This is a genomic window from Pseudomonas sp. LB3P31 (genome assembly GCF_054897945.1).
Genome location: NZ_CM142710.1, coordinates 3,047,249 through 3,066,919 on the forward strand (window position 1 = coordinate 3,047,249; position 19,671 = coordinate 3,066,919).

The window sequence follows — 19,671 nt, forward strand, 5'->3', positions numbered from 1 at the left end:
GTGTTATCACGATCGAGTGAACACCGTTGAACCCTGTGGGAGCGAGCCTGCTCGCGATGCTTTTGGGGCCACAGTGCACCGACTGAATGCACCGTGAACCGCAATCGCGCACAAAAACCCCTTCAAAACCCCGATGACTTTCACAATCGAACCTCTACCGAAAAAACACGAAAGCCCCGAATCCCGGGGCTTTCAGCTTTCCAAAGCAGCTTTCTGTATCAACTCGTTAAAACCTGGCACGCCCCCTGCAACAGTCCATTCAGTGAATCAGTTCACTACCCGGTTTCGGGGACCTTGGTACAGGCAGGCCGGGGATTCCCCTCTTTACACCAGGCTCACACCGCACTTGCGACGAGCCTCCCCAGTTTTGGGGCCCTTGATACAGGCAGGTCAGGGGTTCCTTCTTTACACCGGGCTCACGCCGCCATGCGCGAGCCCTTCCGTTTCGGGAACCTTGGTACAGGCAGGCCGGGGATTCCCTCTTTTATTGCTCCCGGAGATGGATCTCCAGCCGCCAGCGGTCATCGACCTCGCTACCGGCCCACTCTCCCTGTAAAGGCCGCGCCGCCACAACCGTCAGCAACAACCCCCCATCACTCATACGCACTCGCCAGTTCGCGCTTTTATCATGGAGCTTGAGCTGCCCTTTCTGCGCCTTGCCTTCGGCCGCGAACAGCAACGCCAGGCTGCCGTCGACGAACTCGCCATGGGTCTTGGGTTCGTTGTTGAACCACACCACCAAACCGTCGCCGGTCACCTCGACTTGCTGCAATTCGCTGGGGTCCGGGGTGGTCAGGCGGCCGATCATCAAACCGACCATGACCCCGACAATCGCCAAAGAACCCATTACTCGCGGTAATAGTTTCGAACGTCGATCCGCTGGCGGCGTAGAATGCCGGTCATCTTTACCTTCGGAGCCGTGCATGTTTCACGTCATCCTCTTCCAACCAGAAATTCCGCCGAATACCGGCAACGTTATCAGGCTGTGCGCCAACAGTGGCTGCCACCTGCATTTGATCGAGCCGCTGGGCTTCGAGATGGACGACAAGCGCCTGCGCCGTGCTGGGCTCGATTACCACGAGTACGCCACCCTGCAACGTCACGCCGACCTCGCCAGCTGCCTGGACAGCCTCGGCCATCCACGCCTGTTCGCCTTCACCACCAAGGGCTCGCGGCCGTTCCACGATGCGAGCTTCGCCGAAGGCGACGCGTTCCTGTTCGGCCCGGAAAGCCGGGGCTTGCCAGCCGAAGTGCTGGACGCCCTGCCAGGCGAACAACGCCTGCGCCTGCCGATGCGTGAAGGTTGCCGCAGCCTTAACCTGTCAAACACCGTGGCCGTCGCGGTGTACGAAGGCTGGCGCCAGCTGGGCTTCAAGTAACACCACGAGCCCATGTAGGAGCTGCCGAAGGCTGCGATCTTTTGATCTTGAAAATCAAAAGATCGCAGCCTTCGGCAGCTCCTACATTTTTCGTTTGCCCCATAAAAAAGCGCCTCTGCAGGCGCTTTTTTCATCTGGCAAACAAGCTCTTATTGAACGGTCGGAGTCTCGCCAGCCGCCTGCATGCGTTGCAGTTCTTGTGCGTACAGTGCGTCGAAGTTCACCGGAGCCAGCATCAGGGCCGGGAACGAGCCGCGGGTCACCAGGCTGTCCAGGGTTTCGCGAGCGTACGGGAACAGGATGTTCGGGCAGAACGCGCCGAGGGTGTGGCTCATCGAAGCGTCGTCCAGGTTCTTGATCAGGAAGATCCCGGCCTGTTGCACTTCAGCGATGAATGCCACTTCGCCGTTCTCACCGTTCTTCACGGTAACCGACAGGGTCAGCACGACTTCGTGGAAGTCACCTTCCAGGGCCTTCTGACGGGTGTTCAGATCCAGACCGACGCTCGGCTCCCACTGCTGGCGGAAGATTGCCGGGCTTTTCGGGGCTTCGAAGGACAAGTCACGTACGTAGATGCGCTGCAAGGAGAATTGCGGTGCGGTTTCTTCTTCGCTAGCTGCAGTGTTCTGTTGGTCAGTCATCTCAGATCCTTTCTGATCTTGGGTCTTATAGGGAAGGCATTCAGGCCTTGAGCAGGGCGTCGAGCTCGCCGGCGCGCTCAAGGGCAAACAAATCATCACAGCCACCGATGTGGCGCTCGCCGATCCAGATTTGCGGAACGGATGTCCGTCCGGCTTTCTGGGCCATGGCGGCGCGCACCTGCGGCTTGCCATCGACCTTGATCTCTTCGAAGGCCACGCCTTTGTTCTCGAGCAGGTACTTGGCTCGCGAGCAGTAAGGGCAGTAATCGCTGGAATAGACGACGACGTTGCTCATATCACTTCACCAGCGGCAGGTTGTCGCCTTTCCAACTGGAGATCCCGCCGGACAGCTTGGCTGCGGTGTAGCCGGATTTCATCAGCTCGCGGGCATGAGTACCAGCGGTCTGCCCCATGGCGTCGACCAGGATGATGGTCTTGGCCTTGTGCTTTTCCAGTTCGCCGACGCGAGCGGTCAGTTTGTCGTGAGGAATGTTCAGCGCGCCAACAATGTGACCGGCGGCGAAGTCCTTGGCCGGACGAATGTCGATCACCACGCCCGCGTCCTTGTTGACCAGCCCGGTCAGTTCACCGGTGCTCAGGCTACGACCGCCGCCCTTCATCTCATGGGCGATCAGCAGAGCCAGCAGAACGGCGAAGATACCGACGAGCAGATAGTGGGTGGTGGCAAATGCAATCAGGTGATCAACCATTGAAGGAGGTTCCAGGGCGTTAAAATGTCGGCCAGTATACACAGCCCCTATGGTGGGCCAAACCCCGTCCGGCGGTGACGCAGCAGGAACTTACCTTTAAACTGCCACTCCCTTTTCCATTGCCCTCTTTTAACTCAGCCACGAGTGGAATCCATGAACACCACGCCTAAACCTTTGGTCCTGATCATCCTCGACGGCTTCGGTCACAGTGAGAGCCCTGAATCCAACGCCGTATTCGCCGCGAAGAAGCCGGTGCTGGACCGCTTGACCGCCTCCGTACCGAACGGACTGATCTCGGGCAGCGGTATGGATGTCGGCCTGCCGGACGGCCAGATGGGCAACTCCGAAGTTGGCCACATGAACCTCGGTGCCGGCCGCGTGGTGTATCAAGACTTTACCCGGGTGACCAAATCGATCCGCGACGGCGAGTTCTTCGAGAATCCAACCATCTGCGCAGCAGTCGATAAAGCCGTTGCCGCGGGCAAAGCCGTGCACTTCATGGGCCTGCTGTCCGATGGCGGCGTTCACAGCCACCAGGACCACCTGGTCGCCATGGCCGAACTGGCCTACAAGCGTGGCGCCGAAAAAATCTACTTGCATGCCTTCCTCGACGGTCGGGACACTCCCCCGAAGAGCGCCGAGTCGTCCATCGAACTGCTCGATGCCACGTTCCAGTCGCTGGGCAAGGGCCGCATCGCCAGCATCATCGGCCGTTACTTCGCCATGGATCGCGACAATCGCTGGGACCGCGTGGCGCAGGCCTACAACCTGATCGTCGACGGCAATGGCCAATTTAACTCCGCCACCGCCCAGGACGGCTTGCAAGCTGCCTATGAGCGTGGTGAGAGCGACGAATTCGTCAAAGCCACCTCCATCGGCGAGCCGGTGAAAGTCGAAGACGGCGACGCCGTAGTGTTCATGAATTTCCGTGCCGACCGTGCCCGGGAACTGACCCGCGTGTTCGTCGAGGACGATTTCAAGGAATTCGAGCGCGCGCGCCAGCCGAAGCTGGGCGGTTTTGTCATGCTGACCCAATATGCCGCCAGCATCCCTGCGCCATCGGCCTTCGCCGCTGGCAGCCTGGAAAATGTGTTGGGCGATTATCTGGCGAAGAACGGCAAAACCCAGCTGCGCATCGCTGAAACCGAGAAATACGCGCACGTGACCTTCTTCTTCTCTGGCGGCCGCGAAGAACCGTTCCCGGGCGAAGAACGCATCCTGATTCCGTCGCCGAAGGTCGCCACCTATGACCTGCAGCCGGAAATGAGTGCGCCGCAAGTGACTGACCGGATCGTCGATGCCATTGAAAACCAGCGTTATGACGTGATCGTGGTCAACTACGCCAACGGCGATATGGTCGGCCACAGCGGAGTGTTCGACGCCGCTGTAAAAGCCGTTGAATGCCTGGACCTGTGCGTCGGCCGCATCGTCGACGCGCTGGAAAAAGTCGGCGGCGAAGCGCTGATTACTGCTGACCATGGCAACGTCGAGAAAATGGCCGACGAAGAAACCCACCAGGCTCACACCGCGCACACCACTGAGCCGGTGCCGTTCATCTATGTCGGCAAGCGTGACTTGAAAGTGCGTGACGGCGGCGTGCTGGCGGATGTGGCGCCGACCATGCTGATGTTGCTGGGGATGGAAAAACCGGCTGAGATGACGGGTACTTCGATTCTGGTGTAATCGGCCTCCCCAACAACACTTTCCCCCTGTGGGAGCGGGCTTGCTCGCGAATGCGGTGTATCAGTCACCATTGATGTCGACTGACACACCGCATTCGCGAGCAAGCCCGCTCCCACACTGGTTTTGCGGTGTTTTCACCCCCGAACCTGCCCCGGTTATCACACAGCCCCAATTGGGCGTTTTTTTTGCAGCGCTTGGCGGGCATACTAGGCCGTCCCTTTCCCTGGTGTCGCCCGCCTCTATGCTTCGCGTCCTGATAGCCCTTGCCCTGACTTGCCTGCTCCAACCGGCCTTTGCTGACGAGCGCGCGCAAACCCAACAGCAGTTGGACGCTACGCGTCAGGACATTGCCGAGCTGAAGAAGCTACTGGGCAAACTCCAGGAAGAAAAATCCGGAGTGCAGAAGGACCTCAAAGGCACCGAGACCGAGATGGGCAAGCTCGAGAAGCAGGTCGATGCCCTGCAGAAAGAGCTGAAGAAAAGCGAATCCGAGCTGCAGCGACTCGATGCCGAGAAAAAAAAACTCCAGAGCGCGCGCATTGAACAGCAGCGACTGATCGCCATCCAGGCACGGGCGGCCTATCAGAACGGCCGTCAGGAATACCTGAAACTGCTGCTCAACCAGCAGAATCCGGAAAAATTCGCCCGCACCCTCACCTATTACGACTACCTGAGCCAGGCCCGCCTGGAGCAGCTGAAGAATTTCAACGAAACCCTGCGCCAGCTGGCCAATGTCGAAAAAGACATCGACATGCAGCAGGCGCAATTGCTGGTGCAAAAAAGCAGCCTCGACAGCCAGCGTGACGAGCTCGAAAAAGTTCGTCAGGAGCGCCAGCAAGTGCTGGCCAAGCTCAACGTCGACGTAAAGGCTCGCGACCAGAAACTGGCAGCCCGCGAGCAGGATCAGGCAGACCTGTCTAAAGTCCTTAAAACCATCGAGGAAACCCTGGCACGCCAGGCCCGCGAGGCAGAAGAAGCGCGGCAAAAAGCGCTGATCGCCCAGCAGGAAGCCGAAAAAAAGCGTTTACGTGAGGCCCAGGCAGCAGCAGAAAACAACTCTGACGCCCCACGCAAACCTGCCAAATCGACACCCGGCGCACTGGTTTCAAGTTCAGGCGAAACCTTCGGCGGAGCTTTTGCTGTCACTCGGGGAAAACTTCCTTGGCCTGTTGATGGTCGACTGCTGGCACGCTTTGGCGAAACCCGTGGCGATGACGCTCGCACCAAGTGGGACGGCGTGATGATCAGCGCCTCCGCAGGCAGCCAGGTGCACGCCGTACATGGCGGTCGTGTGGTATTTGCCGATTGGTTGCGCGGTGCGGGGCTGTTGGTGATCCTTGACCACGGCAACGGCTTCCTCAGTCTTTATGGTCACAACCAGACGTTGCTGAAGTCTGCGGGTGACGTGGTTAAAGCCGGCGAATCCATCTCCACTGTCGGCAGCAGTGGCGGGCAGGATACGCCAGCGTTGTATTTTGCTATTCGTCAGCAGGGTCACCCGAGTGATCCAGCGCAATGGTGTCGCGCGCAAGGATAAGCACGCGACCTAATTCAGGAGTTCGTTCGACATGCTGCATCTGTCCCGCCTTACCTCGCTGGCCCTGACGATCGCCCTGGTGATTGGCGCGCCCCTGGCGTTTGCTGCTCAACCGGCCCCGGCGGTCGCGCCTGCGGGCACTGCTGCAACCACCAAGGCACCATTGCCGCTGGAAGAGTTGCGCACCTTTGCCGAGGTCATGGACCGGATCAAGGCCGCGTATGTCGAACCAGTGGACGACAAGACCCTGCTGGAAAATGCCATCAAGGGCATGCTCAGCAACCTCGATCCGCACTCCGCCTACCTGGGCCCGGAAGATTTCGCCGAGTTGCAGGAAAGCACCAGCGGCGAATTCGGCGGCCTGGGCATCGAAGTTGGCGCCGAAGACGGGTTCATCAAGGTGGTTTCGCCGATCGATGACACCCCGGCGTCCAAGGCTGGCATTCAGGCTGGCGACTTCATCGTCAAGATCAACGGCCAGCCAACCCGCGGCCAGAGCATGACCGAAGCCGTGGACAAGATGCGCGGCAAGCTCGGCCAGAAGATCACCCTGACCCTGGTGCGCGACGGCGGCACTCCGTTCGACGTGACCCTGGCGCGCGCGATCATTCAGGTGAAGAGCGTCAAGGCGCAGCTGCTGGAGTCGGGCTACGGCTACATCCGCATCACCCAGTTCCAGGTCAAGACCGGCGAGGAAGTCTCCAAGGCCCTGGCCAAGTTGCGCAAGGACAATGGCAAGAAACTCAAGGGGGTCATCCTCGACCTGCGTAACAACCCCGGCGGCGTGCTGCAGGCGGCGGTGGAAGTGGTCGACCACTTCATCACCAAGGGCCTGATCGTCTACACCAAAGGCCGCATCGCCAACTCCGAGCTACGTTTCTCGGCGACGGGCAAGGATGAAAGCGAGGCCGTGCCAATGGTCGTATTGATCAACGGCGGCAGCGCCTCGGCCTCGGAAATTGTCGCCGGCGCCCTGCAGGATCAGAAACGCGCAGTGGTCATGGGCACCACCAGTTTCGGCAAAGGCTCGGTGCAAACCGTGCTGCCGCTGAACAACGACCGCGCCCTGAAGATCACCACGGCGCTGTACTACACGCCAAACGGCCGCTCGATCCAGGCCCAGGGCATCGTCCCGGACATCGAAGTGCGCAAGGCGAAGATCACCAGCGAGCAGGACGGCGATTACTTCAAGGAAGCCGATCTGCAGGGTCACCTGGGCAACGGCAACGGCGGCGAAGACAAGCCGACCGGATCGGGCAGCAAAGCCAAGGCAATGCCGCAGGATGATGATTACCAGTTGGCCCAGGCGCTGAGCCTGCTCAAAGGGTTGAGCATCACCTCTGGCCGCTGAGATGTGCTTGCGGCTGGTTCTGGCTCTGCTGTGTTGCCTGGCGGGTGTTGCTCACGCGGCGCCCGCCACACCCACTCCACACAAAGCTTACATAAGCCTGATCATCGATGACCTGGGGCAGAACCTGCCCCGGGATCGTCGTGTCCTCGCCCTGCCCGGCCCCGTCACTGCGGCGATCATGCCCGACACCCCTCACGCTACCGAGTTTGCCCGCGAAGCTCATCGGGCGGGCAAGATCGTGATCCTGCACATGCCCATGGACCCTGCCACCGGACCATTCGCCTGGCAGCCCGAGTTGCCCATCGAAGAACTCGAAAAACGCCTGAATGCCGCATTCAAAATGGTGCCCTACGCCGCCGGCATCAATAACCATATGGGCAGTCGCATGACCGCCCAACCCGCCGCCATGGCCTGGTTGATGGCCGACTTGCAACGGCGCCACAAGTTCTTTGTCGACAGCCGCACCAGCGCCCAGACGGTGGCGGCGCAGCAGGCGCAGAAGACCTCTCTGGCCAGTGTTTCACGGGATGTGTTCCTGGACGACGAGCGCACCGAAGAGGCGATCTTCGCGCAGCTGCAAACGGCAATCAGCCTGGCGCGCAAGCAAGGGTCGGCGGTGATGATCGGGCATCCGTATCCGCAGACTCTGGCGGTGCTGGAACGCGAGTTGCCCAAGCTCAAGGCGCACGGAATTGAATGGATTGATATCAGGCAGATGATCAGCGTGCGCGGCAATCGCGCCACGGTTGCACATGGTAAAGACGGCATTTATCGGTAATAACCGGCTCAAACGCGGTAAATAGTTACCGCCAGATACCCTCCACCATTCCGGATAGTGAAGCCTGCAACAGGTCGCGACTGCCACGTCGCCTTCTCAACTATCTGGATTGAACATGACTAACGAAAACGAGACATCCATCGCAATACCGATGGAATCGATCAAAGTCGACAACCTGCTGATTAACTTCACAACCGAGTTCCATCGGGTCTGCGATGTCAGGGGATCAAACTCCAAACCTGCTGGTTTCTGGCGCCCCGCCCCTGCCGCCGATTTGTTGCCCGGATTTTTTCCGCTGGGTGATGTCGTTGTTGGGGGACATGACAATATCAACGAAAAGCGAGTGGCAGCAGTTGTTTGCGAGGCGGACTTGCCAAGCGCAGACCCGGAGCTGGGTAAAGCACTCGCACGACCTGATGATTTTCAAAAGATCTCGGCTATCACCAGCCCTGCGGGCACTCCGGAGTGCACGGTATGGCGGCCAATCCCCCCTGATGGTTATCAGGCTCTGGGGTTGGTGTGCACGAGCGACGCAGTAAAGCCCTCGCCCAATTCGGTACGTTGCGTCCGGACGGATCTGGTGGTCGCCTCGCGCGTCGGCGCGGGCATCTGGGACAACAGCGGCAGTGGCGCCAGCCCTGATTTCGGCGCCTGGAGTATCGCTCCTCCGCCCGCAGCAGCGGGAGAGATTCACTTCGCACCAGGAACCTTTGTCGGAGCGAACAGCCTCATCAAGCCCACGACACACCCTTGTGCTTATTCGTTGCGGATGAAGATTGCGCTGCGGATCAAACCCGCACCTGAAGGTCCCACACTTTCCGGCTATGAAGTGCCCCCAGATGATGAGTCGGAGGAAGCTACCCAGATCGCTTACATTCCGTGGTTCGCAGTCAAAGACGACGGTCTGTCCGCTGTCGAAAAATTAACCACAACACCGTATTACCGATTGGAGCGGAGCGACGTTTATGCCCCTGTCGGCTATGGCCATAACACTAGCAACAAGGGGGAATTCTTCAAATTGAGAGCGCCTCGACTGCAGAACGCCAAGATACTCGAGATATTCACTCGCATCACGTCTGTTCAAATGGGACCCGCTTGGCCGGCCGCGACTACGGACCCAATCGAACCTATACAATTCTCTGCCCGACTGGACAAGAAATTCAGCCACACTGAAAATTCAACTCGCGAATGGCTTACGCCGACAAACGTGGAAGTCGTCGCTGTTATTCCGGCAAGCAAAATCCTGGCGGTGTATCAGCTGCAGAGCCACTTTGATCTAGTGCGTAACGACGGTTCTCAGGTAGCCATCAATTTCGGGTACTCCGATAACAACAGCTTACACCTGACCGAATACCCCTCTGAAACCACCGGCGAAGTCGAAGTCACGCTGCCGGCTACAGACCTGCCGACACCTACAAATACCGACTCATAATCTCGTCGACCAAACCGTCCTTGCGCATTTGATCCAGCGCAGCCTGCAGCTTGGCGACCGTGGCATCCGGCACTTCCTTGTTTAGCGCCAGGTACAACTCGGCGCTGTTGAACCGCAGCACGGTCTTCAGTCCATTGACCCCGTCCTGGCGCGCCAGATAGCGCCCGGCAGGGTCACCGGTGGCCCACAGGTCGATCTGGCCATTGATCAGCTTCTTCGCATTGTCCTGATCGCGCAGTACCACGATCGGCTTGAGCCCCTGCTTGGTCAGCGTCTCGGCAATTGCGTCACCCTTGTAGGCACCGATCCGGTATTTGCGCGCCTCATCCAGCGTTTCCAGACTGATCTTGCTGTCCGCCTTGGCCAGCATGATCCAGTCATCAGGACCGATCGGGCCGACCCACTTGAAGAGATTTTCCCGGTCCGGCAGCCGCGCCATCACGAACACACCGTAACCCGGTTTTTCCAGGGCAAGTTTGTACACCCGCTCCCAAGGGAAACGCAGTGTCAGGCTGTAGGTGATGTCAGCGCGCTTGAACATCTCGCGAACGATGTCCGTGGCAATGCCATTGATGTTCTCGTCCTGAGCGAAGTTCTTGCCGTTCTTCGCCATGTTATAAGGCGGGAAGTTCTCGGTCAGCAGCACCAGGTCGGTGGCGGGACCTTCAGCCGCTTGCGCCCCACTCAGGAGTAACAGCGAAGCGCTGGCGAGGACAAGAAGAAAACGTTTCAGCATGTCTGGCTACCGGGATCCATGGCGTACCCAAGAGTGCCTTGAGGCCGCCATGATGTCCACTGGCCTGTACCGTTTGTTTAGCGCATCACGATGCCGCGATGGGCCATGTAGGCCTTGGCTTCCTGCACAGTGTATTCGCCGAAGTGGAAGATGCTCGCCGCCAGCACTGCACTGGCGTGGCCTTCGATGATGCCGTCGGCCAGATGTTGCAGGTTGCCGACACCACCCGAGGCGATCACCGGGATGCCCAGTGCATCGCTGATCGCGCGGGTAACGCCGAGGTCGAAGCCGTTTTTCATGCCGTCCTGGTCCATGCTGGTCAGGAGGATTTCACCGGCGCCCAGGCCTTCCATCTTCTTCGCCCATTCCACGGCGTCGAGCCCGGTAGGTTTGCGCCCGCCGTGGGTGAAGATTTCCCAGCGCGGGGTTTCACCAGGGCCGGAGACCTTCTTCGCGTCGATGGCGACGACGATGCACTGTGAACCGAAGTGCTGGGCAGCTTCGCCGACAAATTCCGGATTGAACACGGCCGCGGTGTTGATCGAGACCTTGTCCGCACCGGCATTGAGCAGGTTGCGAATATCCTGCACGGTACGCACGCCGCCACCTACGGTCAGCGGGATAAACACCTGGCTGGCCATGCGTTCGACGGTGTGCAACGTGGTGTCGCGGCCATCGACGCTGGCGGTGATGTCGAGAAAGGTAATCTCGTCGGCACCCTGCTCGTCGTAGCGACGGGCGATTTCCACCGGGTCACCGGCGTCGCGGATATTCTCGAACTTCACACCTTTGACGACCCGGCCGTTGTCCACGTCCAGGCAAGGGATGATGCGTTTGGCCAGCGCCATGGTCAGTCCTCAGCCTTTGTACGAATCGCAGAAAGCTTGCGCTTCAGCGACGTCGAGGGTGCCTTCGTAGATCGCCCGGCCGGTGATTGCGCCGATGATGCCCGGCGCCTTGGCGTCGAGCAGCGACTTGATGTCACCCAGGTTGTGGATGCCGCCGGAAGCGATCACCGGAATGCGCGTGGCTGCTGCCAGTGCAGCGGTGTACGACACGTTGCAACCCTGCATCATGCCGTCTTTGGCGATGTCGGTATAAACGATTGCGGACACGCCGTCGGATTCGAATTGCTTGGCCAGGTCGATGACATTCACTGTGCTGATTTCAGCCCAGCCATCGGTCGCGACAAAACCGTCCTTGGCATCCAGGCCGACTATCACCTTGCCCGGGAACGCGCGGCAGGCTTCGGCGACGAAGGCCGGATCTTTCACGGCCTTGGTGCCGATAATCACGTAGCTCACGCCCGCTTTCACGTAGTGCTCGATGGTTTCCAGGGAGCGGATACCGCCACCGATCTGGATCGGCAGGTTCGGGTAGCGCCTGGCGATCGCTGTGACCACCTCGCCATTCACCGGCTGACCTTCGAAGGCGCCATTCAGGTCAACCAGATGCAGACGGCGGCAACCGCCATCCACCCACTTGGCAGCCATGCTCACCGGGTCATCGGAGAACACCGTGGAATCTTCCATGCGGCCCTGGCGCAGACGAACACAGGCACCGTCTTTAAGATCGATAGCGGGGATAATCAGCATCTGGCAAACCTTCAAATTCGAGTGTTCAGCTTCGCTCGGAAATCAGTTTTTCTCGAGCGCCCACAAGTCGCTTTCGATGCTCTCGAACCTTTCTTTAAGGTGCGTCTGCACATCGAAAATCGCCCTGTTGTAATAGTGCGGAGCAATTTCACGAGTAAACAGCTCAAGGATTTCAGCCGCTTCGAACGAACCCAGGTCCAGTTCGAAGCGATCTTCCATGAAGCGCTTGATCTTGTGATTGGCCTCGTTCTCCTGCTCGGGAGTGAGGGTCAGGATCGGCGGCTTTTTCTTGACTGCCATTTACCAGCGACCGTCCCACGCAGCGAAGTTCTGCAGCAACTGCAGGCCATGGGTATGGCTCTTCTCCGGGTGGAACTGCACGGCGAAACGCGAGCCTTCGGCCAGCGCTGCGGCGAAATCGACTCCGTAGTGACCGCCACCCACCACCTGACGCGCGTTTGCGGCGGCGATGTAATAGCTGTGCACGAAGTAGAAACGTGCCAGGTCCGGAATGTCGTGCCACAGCGGGTGATTCACCGTCTGCTTCACTTGGTTCCAGCCCATGTGCGGGACTTTCAGGTGTTCGCCATCTTCATGCAGGTCCTTGCCGAAGAACTTCACCGCGCCGGGAAACAGGCCGATGCATTCGACGCCGTCGTTCTCTTCGCTGCTGTCGAGCAAGGCTTGCATGCCGACACAGATGCCGAGAAACGGACGGTCCTGGCTGACTTCACGCACCAGCGAATCGAAGCCCAGGCGACGGATCTCCGCCATGCAGTCGCGAATCGCGCCGACGCCGGGGAATACCACCCGGTCGGCTTCGCGAATCACATTGGCATCGCTGGTGATCAGGACCTTGCCGGCACCGACGTGCTCGAGGGCCTTGGCCACCGAGTGCAGGTTGCCCATGCCGTAATCGATAACCGCGACCGTCTGCATTACAGAACGCCTTTGGTCGACGGCATCTGGCCGGCCATGCGGTCATCCAGCTCTACGGCCATGCGCAATGCGCGGCCGAAAGCCTTGAACACGGTTTCGATCTGGTGGTGGGTGTTGGTGCCACGCAGGTTGTCGATGTGCAAGCTGACCAGGGCATGATTGACGAAGCCCTGGAAGAATTCCTGGAACAGGTCGACATCGAAGCCACCCACGGTGGCGCGGGTGTAAGGCACGTGCATCTGCAGGCCGGGACGGCCGGAGAAGTCGATAACCACACGCGACAGCGCCTCATCCAGCGGCACGTAGGCGTGGCCGTAGCGACGGATGCCTTTCTTGTCGCCGATGGCTTTGGCAAAGGCTTGGCCCAGGGTGATACCGACGTCTTCCACCGTGTGGTGGTCGTCGATATGCAGGTCGCCCTTGCTGACGATATCCAGGTCGATCAGCCCGTGACGGGCGATCTGGTCCAGCATGTGCTCAAGAAAAGGTACACCGATATCAAATCGGGCCTTTCCGGTGCCATCCAGGTTGATCGAGGCTTTAATCTGGGTTTCCAGAGTGTCGCGCTCGACTGACGCCATACGTTCGGCCATCACCAGCTCCGCAAATCATTGGGCGAAAAAGGCAATCATTATAGGGGCGCGGACGGGAAACAGAAACATGAGAGGTGATATGGCTGACGGAGTGAATTCGGGGGTGTTGCGGGTAGACATGTCCATACAAGCCATTTGTGAACACACACAAACCAAATGTGGGAGCGGGCTTGCTCGCGAAGGCGGTGGGTCAGTCAACATCTCGGTCGACTGACACATCGCTTTCGCGAGCAAGCCCGCTCCCACAGGGTTCGGCGTTGAGCCAGAGGTTTTCAGGCCAGTTGCTTAGTGGAACAGGACTGCGGTTTTCTGCAGAGTCACCCAAACACCCCACGCCAACGGAATCCCCACCACCAGCCAGGCAGCAACTGCCAACGGCTTGGTCCCCGGGTCCGCCTTCCACTCCAGCACGGTAGTGCTGTCTGCACCCTTGTCATGACCCAGCGCCTGTTCGGCAGCCAGTTCAGCATCGGTCATGAAGTACTTGTCAGCCACCGGACGCACCAGCAGATTGCACAGGAAACCCAACACCAGCAGGCCGGCCAGGATGTACAGGGTAATGTCGTACGCTGCGGCCCGCTCTACGCCGATGCTCAGTTGATACTCACGCAGATAGTTCACCAGCACCGGGCCCAATACGCCCGCCGCGGCCCATGCGGTCAACAGGCGACCGTGAATCGCACCCACCATCTGCGTACCGAACAGGTCAGCCAGGTAAGCCGGAACAGTCGCAAAACCACCGCCGTACATCGACAGGATGATGCAGAAGGCCGCCACGAACAGCGAGACGTTGCCCAGGTGGCCCAGATTCGGGATCAGCGCATACAGCGCGAAACCCAGGGCGAAGAACACGAAATAGGTGTTCTTGCGCCCCAGGTAATCGGAGAACGAGGCCCAGAAGAATCTGCCACCAATGTTGAACAGGCTCAACAAACCGGTGAAACCTGCGGCAATCGCAGCAATGGAAGCCAGTTGCCCGGCGTTCAGCTGGCCGAATGGCAGGTCAACTCCAATCAATTTGCCGCCAAAAACTTCCTGCAACAGCGGCGACGCCATGCCCAGGATGCCGATACCGGCGGACACGTTCAGGCACAGTACCAGCCACACCAGACGGAACTGCGGGGTTTTCCACGCCACATTCACGTGCACGTGACGATGGGTGATCATCGCGTTCGCGGCCTTCTTGGCCGGGGCGGTCCAGCCTTCAGGCTTCCAGCCAGTTGGCGGGACGCGGTAGGACAGTGCGCCGCCGATCATGAACACGAAGTAGATCGCGGCCATGACCAGAAAGCTCTGCCAAACACCCACGCCCGTTGGCGAGGCGAAATGGCTCATCAGCGCTGCAGCGAGTGGAGCACCGACCATCGCGCCGCCGCCAAAGCCCATGATCGCCATGCCGGTGGCCATGCCGCGCTTGTCCGGGAACCACTTGATCAGGGTCGAGACCGGCGAGATGTAACCCAGGCCAAGACCGATACCGCCAATCACTCCGGAACCGATCCACATCAACCAGATCTGGTGGGTATAAATCCCCAGCGCCGAGATCAGCAGGCCACCGCACCAGCACAGTGCCGACACCACGCCGGCCTTGCGCGGCCCGGCGTGTTCCAGCCAGCCACCCCAGATGGCTGCCGAGCAACCGAGGAAAATGAAGAACAACGTGTAGATCCAGCCGAGCATCGAGATCGGCCAGTCGCACTGGGACGAGAAAACTTGCGAAATGAAGCTCATGTCCGGCGCGCAGGCCACTGGCGCGGTCACACCCAGCGCTTTGGACAACGGTAGCCAGAACACCGAAAAGCCGTAGGCCATGCCGATGCAGAGGTGGATCGCCAGTGCGGCGGGCGGTACCAGCCAGCGGTTGAAACCGGGCTTGGCGATGATGCGTTCCTTGGACAGGAACGCAGGCTGGTCGGCATAGCCGTCAGCCGTGATGCTCGTGGTCATTGTGTATCCCCCAATTATTAGTATTGTGCGCCAGCCACTCCTCACCCCAGCCTTTATGCACGCAGGCATGACTGTCTTGTCAGGTGAAGCTCCATTTTAGATGCGACGACAAGTCGCAGAAGGACGGGCGTACCAGCAGAGGTTAACATCTGCGCGTGACAGAAAAATCAATCTGATATCACCTTTTGCAAGTCATCTGCTCTCTTCCCCGCTGGAGCCGCCATGCCGATCGTTGTCGAGCCGCTGAAAGAAGCCACGTATCAGGATCAGCAAGACCTGCAGAAAATTTATCGGGATGCGCCGACCTGGCTGTTCGCCCCTTTTGGCTCGGATCTGCAATTGATCGAAGCCTGCCTGAACGATGGCTCGCTGATCGCCGGGCGCTTCAATGATCGACTGCTGGGCGCGGCTCGCCTGCAACGGCAGCAGGACGTCTGGCACCTGTCGCAATTATGCGTGCGCAAGATCACCCGTCGACGCGGCGTGGCCGAACGCCTGGTGGACGAGGCACGCAGAATGGCCACTGACGCCGGCGCAACCTTGCGCCTGCTGGCTCCCGCCGGGCATCTTGAAGCCCGGGCACTTGCTGCCAAGCTGAAACTGGCGCTGGATGAACTGACAGTGTGATCGCCGACCGATCGTCCTCCCCGGGGCGCTATACTCCCCGGCTGAATTTCGAATTTGACTAACTACAAGGACTCGCCCATGAAAGCGTTCGGCAAAATCCTGGGTCTGGTACTTCTCGGGCTATTGCTGATCATTGTGGCCCTGGGTTTTGCCCTGACCCACCTCTTTGATCCCAATGACTACAAAGACGAGATTCGCCAGATCGCCCGCGACAAGGCCCACATCGAGCTGACGCTCAATGGCGATATCGGCTGGAGCCTGTTCCCATGGCTCGGCCTGGAACTGCACGAAGCCAGTGTCGCGACCCTGGCCAAACCCACCGAACCCTTCGCCGACCTGCAGATGCTCGGCCTGTCCGTGCGCGTGCTGCCGCTGCTGCGTCGCGAAGTTCAGATGAGCGACGTGCGTGTCGAAGGCCTGAACCTGCGCCTGAACCGCGACAAGGACGGCCACGGCAACTGGGAAGACATAGGCAAGGTCCCCGCTGCAACGACCGCACCCACTGCCACCCCCGGCGAACCTGCCAGCGAAACTACGGCCCAGGCGGAAAAACCTGCCCAGCCGATCCGCCTGGACATCGACAGCCTGACCGTCAACAACGCACGTGTGGAATATAACGACGAGAAGACCGGCAAGCAGTTCAGCGCCGAAAGCATCCAGCTCAGCACCGGTGCCGTGCATGACTCGACGAATATCCCGGTCAAGCTCACCGCATTCCTCGGCACCAATCAGCCGGTGCTGCGAGTTCGTACCGAGCTCAACGGCGAACTGCGCTTCGAGCGCGCGCTGCAGCGTTACAAATTCGAAGACATGAAACTCTCCGGGGAAGTTGCTGGCGATCCGCTGCAAGGCAAGACCATGACCTTCGCAGCGCAAGGCCAGCTTCTGCTGGATAAAGCGGCGAACGTCGCCGAATGGACCGGCATCAAGATCTCTGCCAACCAAATGCGCGCACTCGGCGAGCTGAAGGTAAACGACCTCGACAAGACTCCACAGATCAATGGTGCGCTGTCGGTCGCCCAGTTCGATCTGGCGAAGTTCGTCGACAGTATTGGCCAGACGTTACCCGCCATGGCCGAGGGCAGCCTGAGCAAAGTCGAACTGGTCAGCCGCATCGCCGGCACTCCGACCAGCGTGGCCTTCGACAACATCAACCTGAAAGTCGATGACAGCAGCTTCAGCGGCCGCATCGCCGTCGAGGACTTCGCCAAGCAGTCGCTGCGCGCAGTGCTCAAGGCCGACACCTTCAACGTCGACCGCTACCTGAAGCCGAAATCCGCCGAAGCCAATAGCACCACTCAGGTCCGCCAGGCCGAAGTGGCCAGTACCGAAGCCAGCGCCATGGCCGGTGCAGGCAGCACGCCACTGCCGGATGCGCCGACCAAGACTGCCTGGAGCAACGACCGCCTGCTACCGGTTGAGCGCCTGAGCAAACTGGATATCGATGCCGACCTGACGTTTGGCCAGCTCACCCTCGACAAGCTGCCGATCAACAACGCGGCCCTCAAGGCTACCGGCCAAAACGGCCTGCTGACCCTGGAAAATCTGCGCGGTGATCTGTACCAAGGCAACTTCGAAGCCAAGGGTACGCTCGATGTACGCCAGCAGGTGCCGGCGCTGAACCTGCAGACGCAGATCAGCAAGGTGCCGGTAGAGAAAATCCTCGAAAGCCAGGGTAAAAATCCGCCGGTCAAAGGGCTGGTCACCCTCAACAGCAACCTGACTGGCAGCGGCAACAGCCAGAAAGCGCTGATCGACACGCTCAACGGCACCGCCAGTTTCGTGATCAACAATGGCGTGCTGCTCAATGCCAACCTCGAACAGCAGTTGTGCAAAGGCATCGCCACGCTCAACCGCAAAACCCTTAGCGGCGAGCCGCGAGGCAAGGACACGCCATTCCAGGAACTCAAGGGCAACCTGACCTTCCGTAACGGCGTCGCCAGCAATCCCGACCTGAAAGTGCGCATCCCGGGCATGACCGTCAATGGCGACGGCGACGTCGATCTGCGAGTGCTGGGCATGGATTACCGGGTCGGCATCGTTGTCGAAGGCGACAAGAGCGATATGCCCGACCCGGCCTGCCAGGTCGGCGAGAAGTTCGTCGGCATCGAGTGGCCATTGCGCTGCCGTGGCCCTCTGGAACTTGGCGCCAAAGCCTGCCGCCTCGACAACGAACGCATGGGCCAGGTCGCCACCCGGCTTGCCGGTGACAAGCTCAGCGAAAAGATCGACGAAAAACTTGGCGACAAAGTCAGTCCTGAACTGAAAAACGCACTGAAGGGGCTGTTCAAGCGATGAGATCCGAGCAGTTTTCGGCGGCGGTGCTGGATTGGTACGACCGCCACGGGCGCCACGATTTGCCCTGGCAGCAGGGCATTACGCCGTATCGGGTGTGGGTCTCGGAAATCATGTTGCAGCAGACTCAGGTCAGCACAGTGCTGAACTACTTCGACCGCTTCATGGCTTCGTTGCCGACGGTGGAAGCCCTGGCCGCGGCGCCGGAAGACGAAGTGCTGCACCTGTGGACCGGCCTGGGTTACTACACCCGGGCGCGCAATCTGCAAAAGACCGCGAAGATCATCGTCGCCGAATACGCCGGCGAATTTCCCCGGGACGTTGAAAAACTGGTCGACCTGCCAGGCATCGGCCTGTCCACCGCCGGTGCCATCGCCAGCCTGAGCATGGGCATGCGCGCGCCGATCCTCGACGGCAACGTCAAACGCGTTTTGGCGCGCTTTACCGCCCAGGAAGGGTATCCGGGGGAGCCGAAGGTGGCCAAGCAGCTGTGGGCCAACGCAGAGCGCTTCACGCCCCATGACCGGGTCAACGCCTACACCCAGGCCATGATGGACCTGGGCGCCACGCTCTGTACCCGCAGCAAACCGAGCTGCCTGCTGTGCCCGCTGGAAAAGGGCTGCGAAGCGCACATGCTCGGCCTGGAAACCCGCTACCCGATCCCCAAGCCGCGCAAAGCCGTGCCACAGCGACGCACGCTGATGCCGATGCTGGCCAACGGCGAAGGCGCGATATTGCTTTACCGTCGCCCATCCACGGGCTTGTGGGGCGGTTTGTGGAGCCTTCCAGAGCTCGACCACCTGAGCGACCTGCAACATCTGGCGACTCAACACTCGCTGGAGCTGGGCCAGCAACAAGCCCTGCCCAGCCTGCTGCACACTTTCAGTCACTTCCAGTTATCCATCGAACCCTGGCTGGTTCAGGTCCAGGAGGCCGGCCATCACGTGGCCGAGGCCGACTGGCTCTGGTATAACCTCGCCACCCCGCCGCGCCTGGGCCTTGCCGCCCCGGTCAAAACCTTGCTCGAACGCGCGGCCGCCGTATTGAACGCAGGAGAGTCGTCATGACCCGCACCATCATGTGCCGCAAGTACAAAGAAGAATTGCCCGCCCTGGAGCGCGCTCCGTTCCCCGGCGCCAAAGGCCAGGACATTTTTGACCACGTCTCGGCCAAGGCCTGGGCGGACTGGCAGAAACACCAGACCCTGCTGATCAACGAAAAACGCCTGAACATGATGAACGCCGAAGACCGCAAGTATCTTCAGGGCGAAATGGACAAGTACTTCTCCGGCGAAGAATACGCCAAGGCTGACGGCTACGTTCCGCCGGCTGAATAATCCCGATTTCCCGGGGGTCGGATCGTAAGCGACGGTAATAATTAAATATTTTTTGAAAACTTGCTTGACGACCCCCTGAAAAACCAGTTTAA

General features: G+C 59.8%; 21 protein-coding genes. 10 read left to right on the forward strand and 11 right to left on the reverse strand.

The window, feature by feature from the left end; genetic code table 11:
• Nucleotides 1-484 precede the first annotated feature (484 nt).
• Nucleotides 485-925: a hypothetical protein gene (locus tag ACYZTK_RS13785; protein ID WP_462010401.1), complete on the reverse strand. Its 441-nt coding sequence runs from the start codon at nt 923-925 to the stop codon at nt 485-487.
• Between ACYZTK_RS13785 and ACYZTK_RS13790 the strand changes: the two genes are divergently transcribed.
• The gene (locus ACYZTK_RS13790; protein ID WP_150579568.1) at nt 924-1,379 is read left to right on the forward strand and encodes a tRNA (cytidine(34)-2'-O)-methyltransferase; all 456 of its coding nucleotides are present in this window, start codon (nt 924-926) and stop codon (nt 1,377-1,379) included. The two genes, ACYZTK_RS13785 and ACYZTK_RS13790, sit on opposite strands and share 2 nt — an antisense overlap.
• A 149-nt stretch (nt 1,380-1,528) precedes the next feature.
• On the opposite strand, the gene secB is transcribed toward ACYZTK_RS13790, so the two are convergent.
• The 3 genes from secB to ACYZTK_RS13805 are packed head-to-tail and all read right to left on the reverse strand — an operon-like array spanning nt 1,529 to nt 2,730.
• A complete protein-coding gene (gene secB / locus ACYZTK_RS13795; protein ID WP_027922165.1) occupies nt 1,529-2,020 on the reverse strand; it encodes a protein-export chaperone SecB in 492 nt (163 codons plus the stop codon).
• Nucleotides 2,021-2,060: 40 nt separating this feature from the next.
• Complete coding sequence (grxC, locus tag ACYZTK_RS13800; RefSeq protein WP_462010402.1) at nt 2,061-2,315, reverse strand: glutaredoxin 3; 255 nt, start codon at nt 2,313-2,315, stop codon at nt 2,061-2,063.
• Nucleotide 2,316: 1 nt separating this feature from the next.
• Entirely contained in the window at nt 2,317-2,730 is a 414-nt protein-coding gene (locus ACYZTK_RS13805; RefSeq protein WP_462010403.1) for a rhodanese-like domain-containing protein, read from the reverse strand.
• A gap of 153 nt (nt 2,731-2,883) precedes the next feature.
• On the opposite strand from ACYZTK_RS13805, the gene gpmI reads away from it, so the two are divergent.
• The 5 genes from gpmI to ACYZTK_RS13830 all read left to right on the forward strand — a co-directional run bounded on the left by gpmI (nt 2,884) and on the right by ACYZTK_RS13830 (nt 9,511).
• Nucleotides 2,884-4,413 carry a 2,3-bisphosphoglycerate-independent phosphoglycerate mutase gene (gene gpmI, locus ACYZTK_RS13810; RefSeq protein ID WP_462010404.1) on the forward strand — a complete coding sequence of 510 codons (1,530 nt, stop codon included), beginning with the start codon at nt 2,884-2,886 and terminating at the stop codon, nt 4,411-4,413.
• Between the two features lie 241 nt (nt 4,414-4,654).
• Complete coding sequence (locus ACYZTK_RS13815; protein ID WP_462010405.1) at nt 4,655-5,950, forward strand: murein hydrolase activator EnvC family protein; 1,296 nt, start codon at nt 4,655-4,657, stop codon at nt 5,948-5,950.
• A 31-nt stretch (nt 5,951-5,981) separates the two neighbouring features.
• A complete protein-coding gene (locus tag ACYZTK_RS13820; RefSeq protein WP_462010406.1) occupies nt 5,982-7,301 on the forward strand; it encodes a S41 family peptidase in 1,320 nt (439 codons plus the stop codon).
• A 1-nt stretch (nt 7,302) separates the two neighbouring features.
• On the forward strand, nt 7,303-8,079 hold the full coding sequence (locus ACYZTK_RS13825) for a divergent polysaccharide deacetylase family protein (protein WP_462010407.1): 777 nt from the start codon (nt 7,303-7,305) through the stop codon (nt 8,077-8,079).
• Between the two features lie 115 nt (nt 8,080-8,194).
• On the forward strand, nt 8,195-9,511 hold the full coding sequence (locus tag ACYZTK_RS13830) for a Vps62-related protein (RefSeq protein WP_462010408.1): 1,317 nt from the start codon (nt 8,195-8,197) through the stop codon (nt 9,509-9,511).
• On the opposite strand, the gene ACYZTK_RS13835 is transcribed toward ACYZTK_RS13830, so the two are convergent.
• From ACYZTK_RS13835 to ACYZTK_RS13865, 7 genes are all read right to left on the reverse strand, one after another.
• Complete coding sequence (locus ACYZTK_RS13835; protein WP_462010409.1) at nt 9,492-10,247, reverse strand: substrate-binding periplasmic protein; 756 nt, start codon at nt 10,245-10,247, stop codon at nt 9,492-9,494. The genes ACYZTK_RS13830 and ACYZTK_RS13835 overlap by 20 nt on opposite strands.
• 77 nt (nt 10,248-10,324) lie before the next feature.
• Nucleotides 10,325-11,095 carry an imidazole glycerol phosphate synthase subunit HisF gene (hisF, locus tag ACYZTK_RS13840; protein ID WP_007972752.1) on the reverse strand — a complete coding sequence of 257 codons (771 nt, stop codon included), beginning with the start codon at nt 11,093-11,095 and terminating at the stop codon, nt 10,325-10,327.
• A gap of 9 nt (nt 11,096-11,104) precedes the next feature.
• On the reverse strand, nt 11,105-11,842 hold the full coding sequence (gene hisA, locus ACYZTK_RS13845; RefSeq protein ID WP_462010410.1) for a 1-(5-phosphoribosyl)-5-[(5-phosphoribosylamino)methylideneamino]imidazole-4-carboxamide isomerase: 738 nt from the start codon (nt 11,840-11,842) through the stop codon (nt 11,105-11,107).
• 42 nt (nt 11,843-11,884) lie between these two features.
• Nucleotides 11,885-12,142, reverse strand: a complete 258-nt coding sequence (locus ACYZTK_RS13850; RefSeq protein WP_008024930.1) for a DUF2164 domain-containing protein — start codon at nt 12,140-12,142, stop codon at nt 11,885-11,887.
• Entirely contained in the window at nt 12,143-12,781 is a 639-nt protein-coding gene (gene hisH / locus ACYZTK_RS13855; RefSeq protein WP_462010411.1) for an imidazole glycerol phosphate synthase subunit HisH, read from the reverse strand. It lies immediately after the preceding gene.
• Nucleotides 12,781-13,374: an imidazoleglycerol-phosphate dehydratase HisB gene (hisB, locus tag ACYZTK_RS13860; protein ID WP_007897437.1), complete on the reverse strand. Its 594-nt coding sequence runs from the start codon at nt 13,372-13,374 to the stop codon at nt 12,781-12,783. The genes hisH and hisB overlap by 1 nt, the downstream gene beginning before the upstream one ends.
• Nucleotides 13,375-13,659: 285 nt before the next feature.
• Nucleotides 13,660-15,321 (reverse strand): OFA family MFS transporter, encoded by a 1,662-nt coding sequence (locus ACYZTK_RS13865; protein ID WP_462010412.1) that lies wholly within the window; start codon nt 15,319-15,321, stop codon nt 13,660-13,662.
• A gap of 222 nt (nt 15,322-15,543) precedes the next feature.
• Here ACYZTK_RS13865 and panM point away from each other — a divergent pair, with 222 nt between their 5' ends.
• From panM to ACYZTK_RS13885, 4 genes are all read left to right on the forward strand, one after another.
• The gene (panM, locus tag ACYZTK_RS13870; RefSeq protein WP_462010413.1) at nt 15,544-15,948 is read left to right on the forward strand and encodes an aspartate 1-decarboxylase autocleavage activator PanM; all 405 of its coding nucleotides are present in this window, start codon (nt 15,544-15,546) and stop codon (nt 15,946-15,948) included.
• Nucleotides 15,949-16,026: 78 nt separating this feature from the next.
• The gene (locus ACYZTK_RS13875; RefSeq protein WP_462010414.1) at nt 16,027-18,246 is read left to right on the forward strand and encodes an AsmA family protein; all 2,220 of its coding nucleotides are present in this window, start codon (nt 16,027-16,029) and stop codon (nt 18,244-18,246) included.
• Nucleotides 18,243-19,310, forward strand: a complete 1,068-nt coding sequence (gene mutY, locus ACYZTK_RS13880) for an A/G-specific adenine glycosylase (RefSeq protein WP_462010415.1) — start codon at nt 18,243-18,245, stop codon at nt 19,308-19,310. Before ACYZTK_RS13875 ends, mutY begins: the two co-directional genes overlap by 4 nt.
• Nucleotides 19,307-19,579, forward strand: coding sequence for an oxidative damage protection protein (locus tag ACYZTK_RS13885; RefSeq protein WP_010464608.1), 273 nt, complete (start codon nt 19,307-19,309; stop codon nt 19,577-19,579). The genes mutY and ACYZTK_RS13885 overlap by 4 nt, the downstream gene beginning before the upstream one ends.
• The last annotated feature ends 92 nt before the right edge of the window (nt 19,580-19,671 follow it).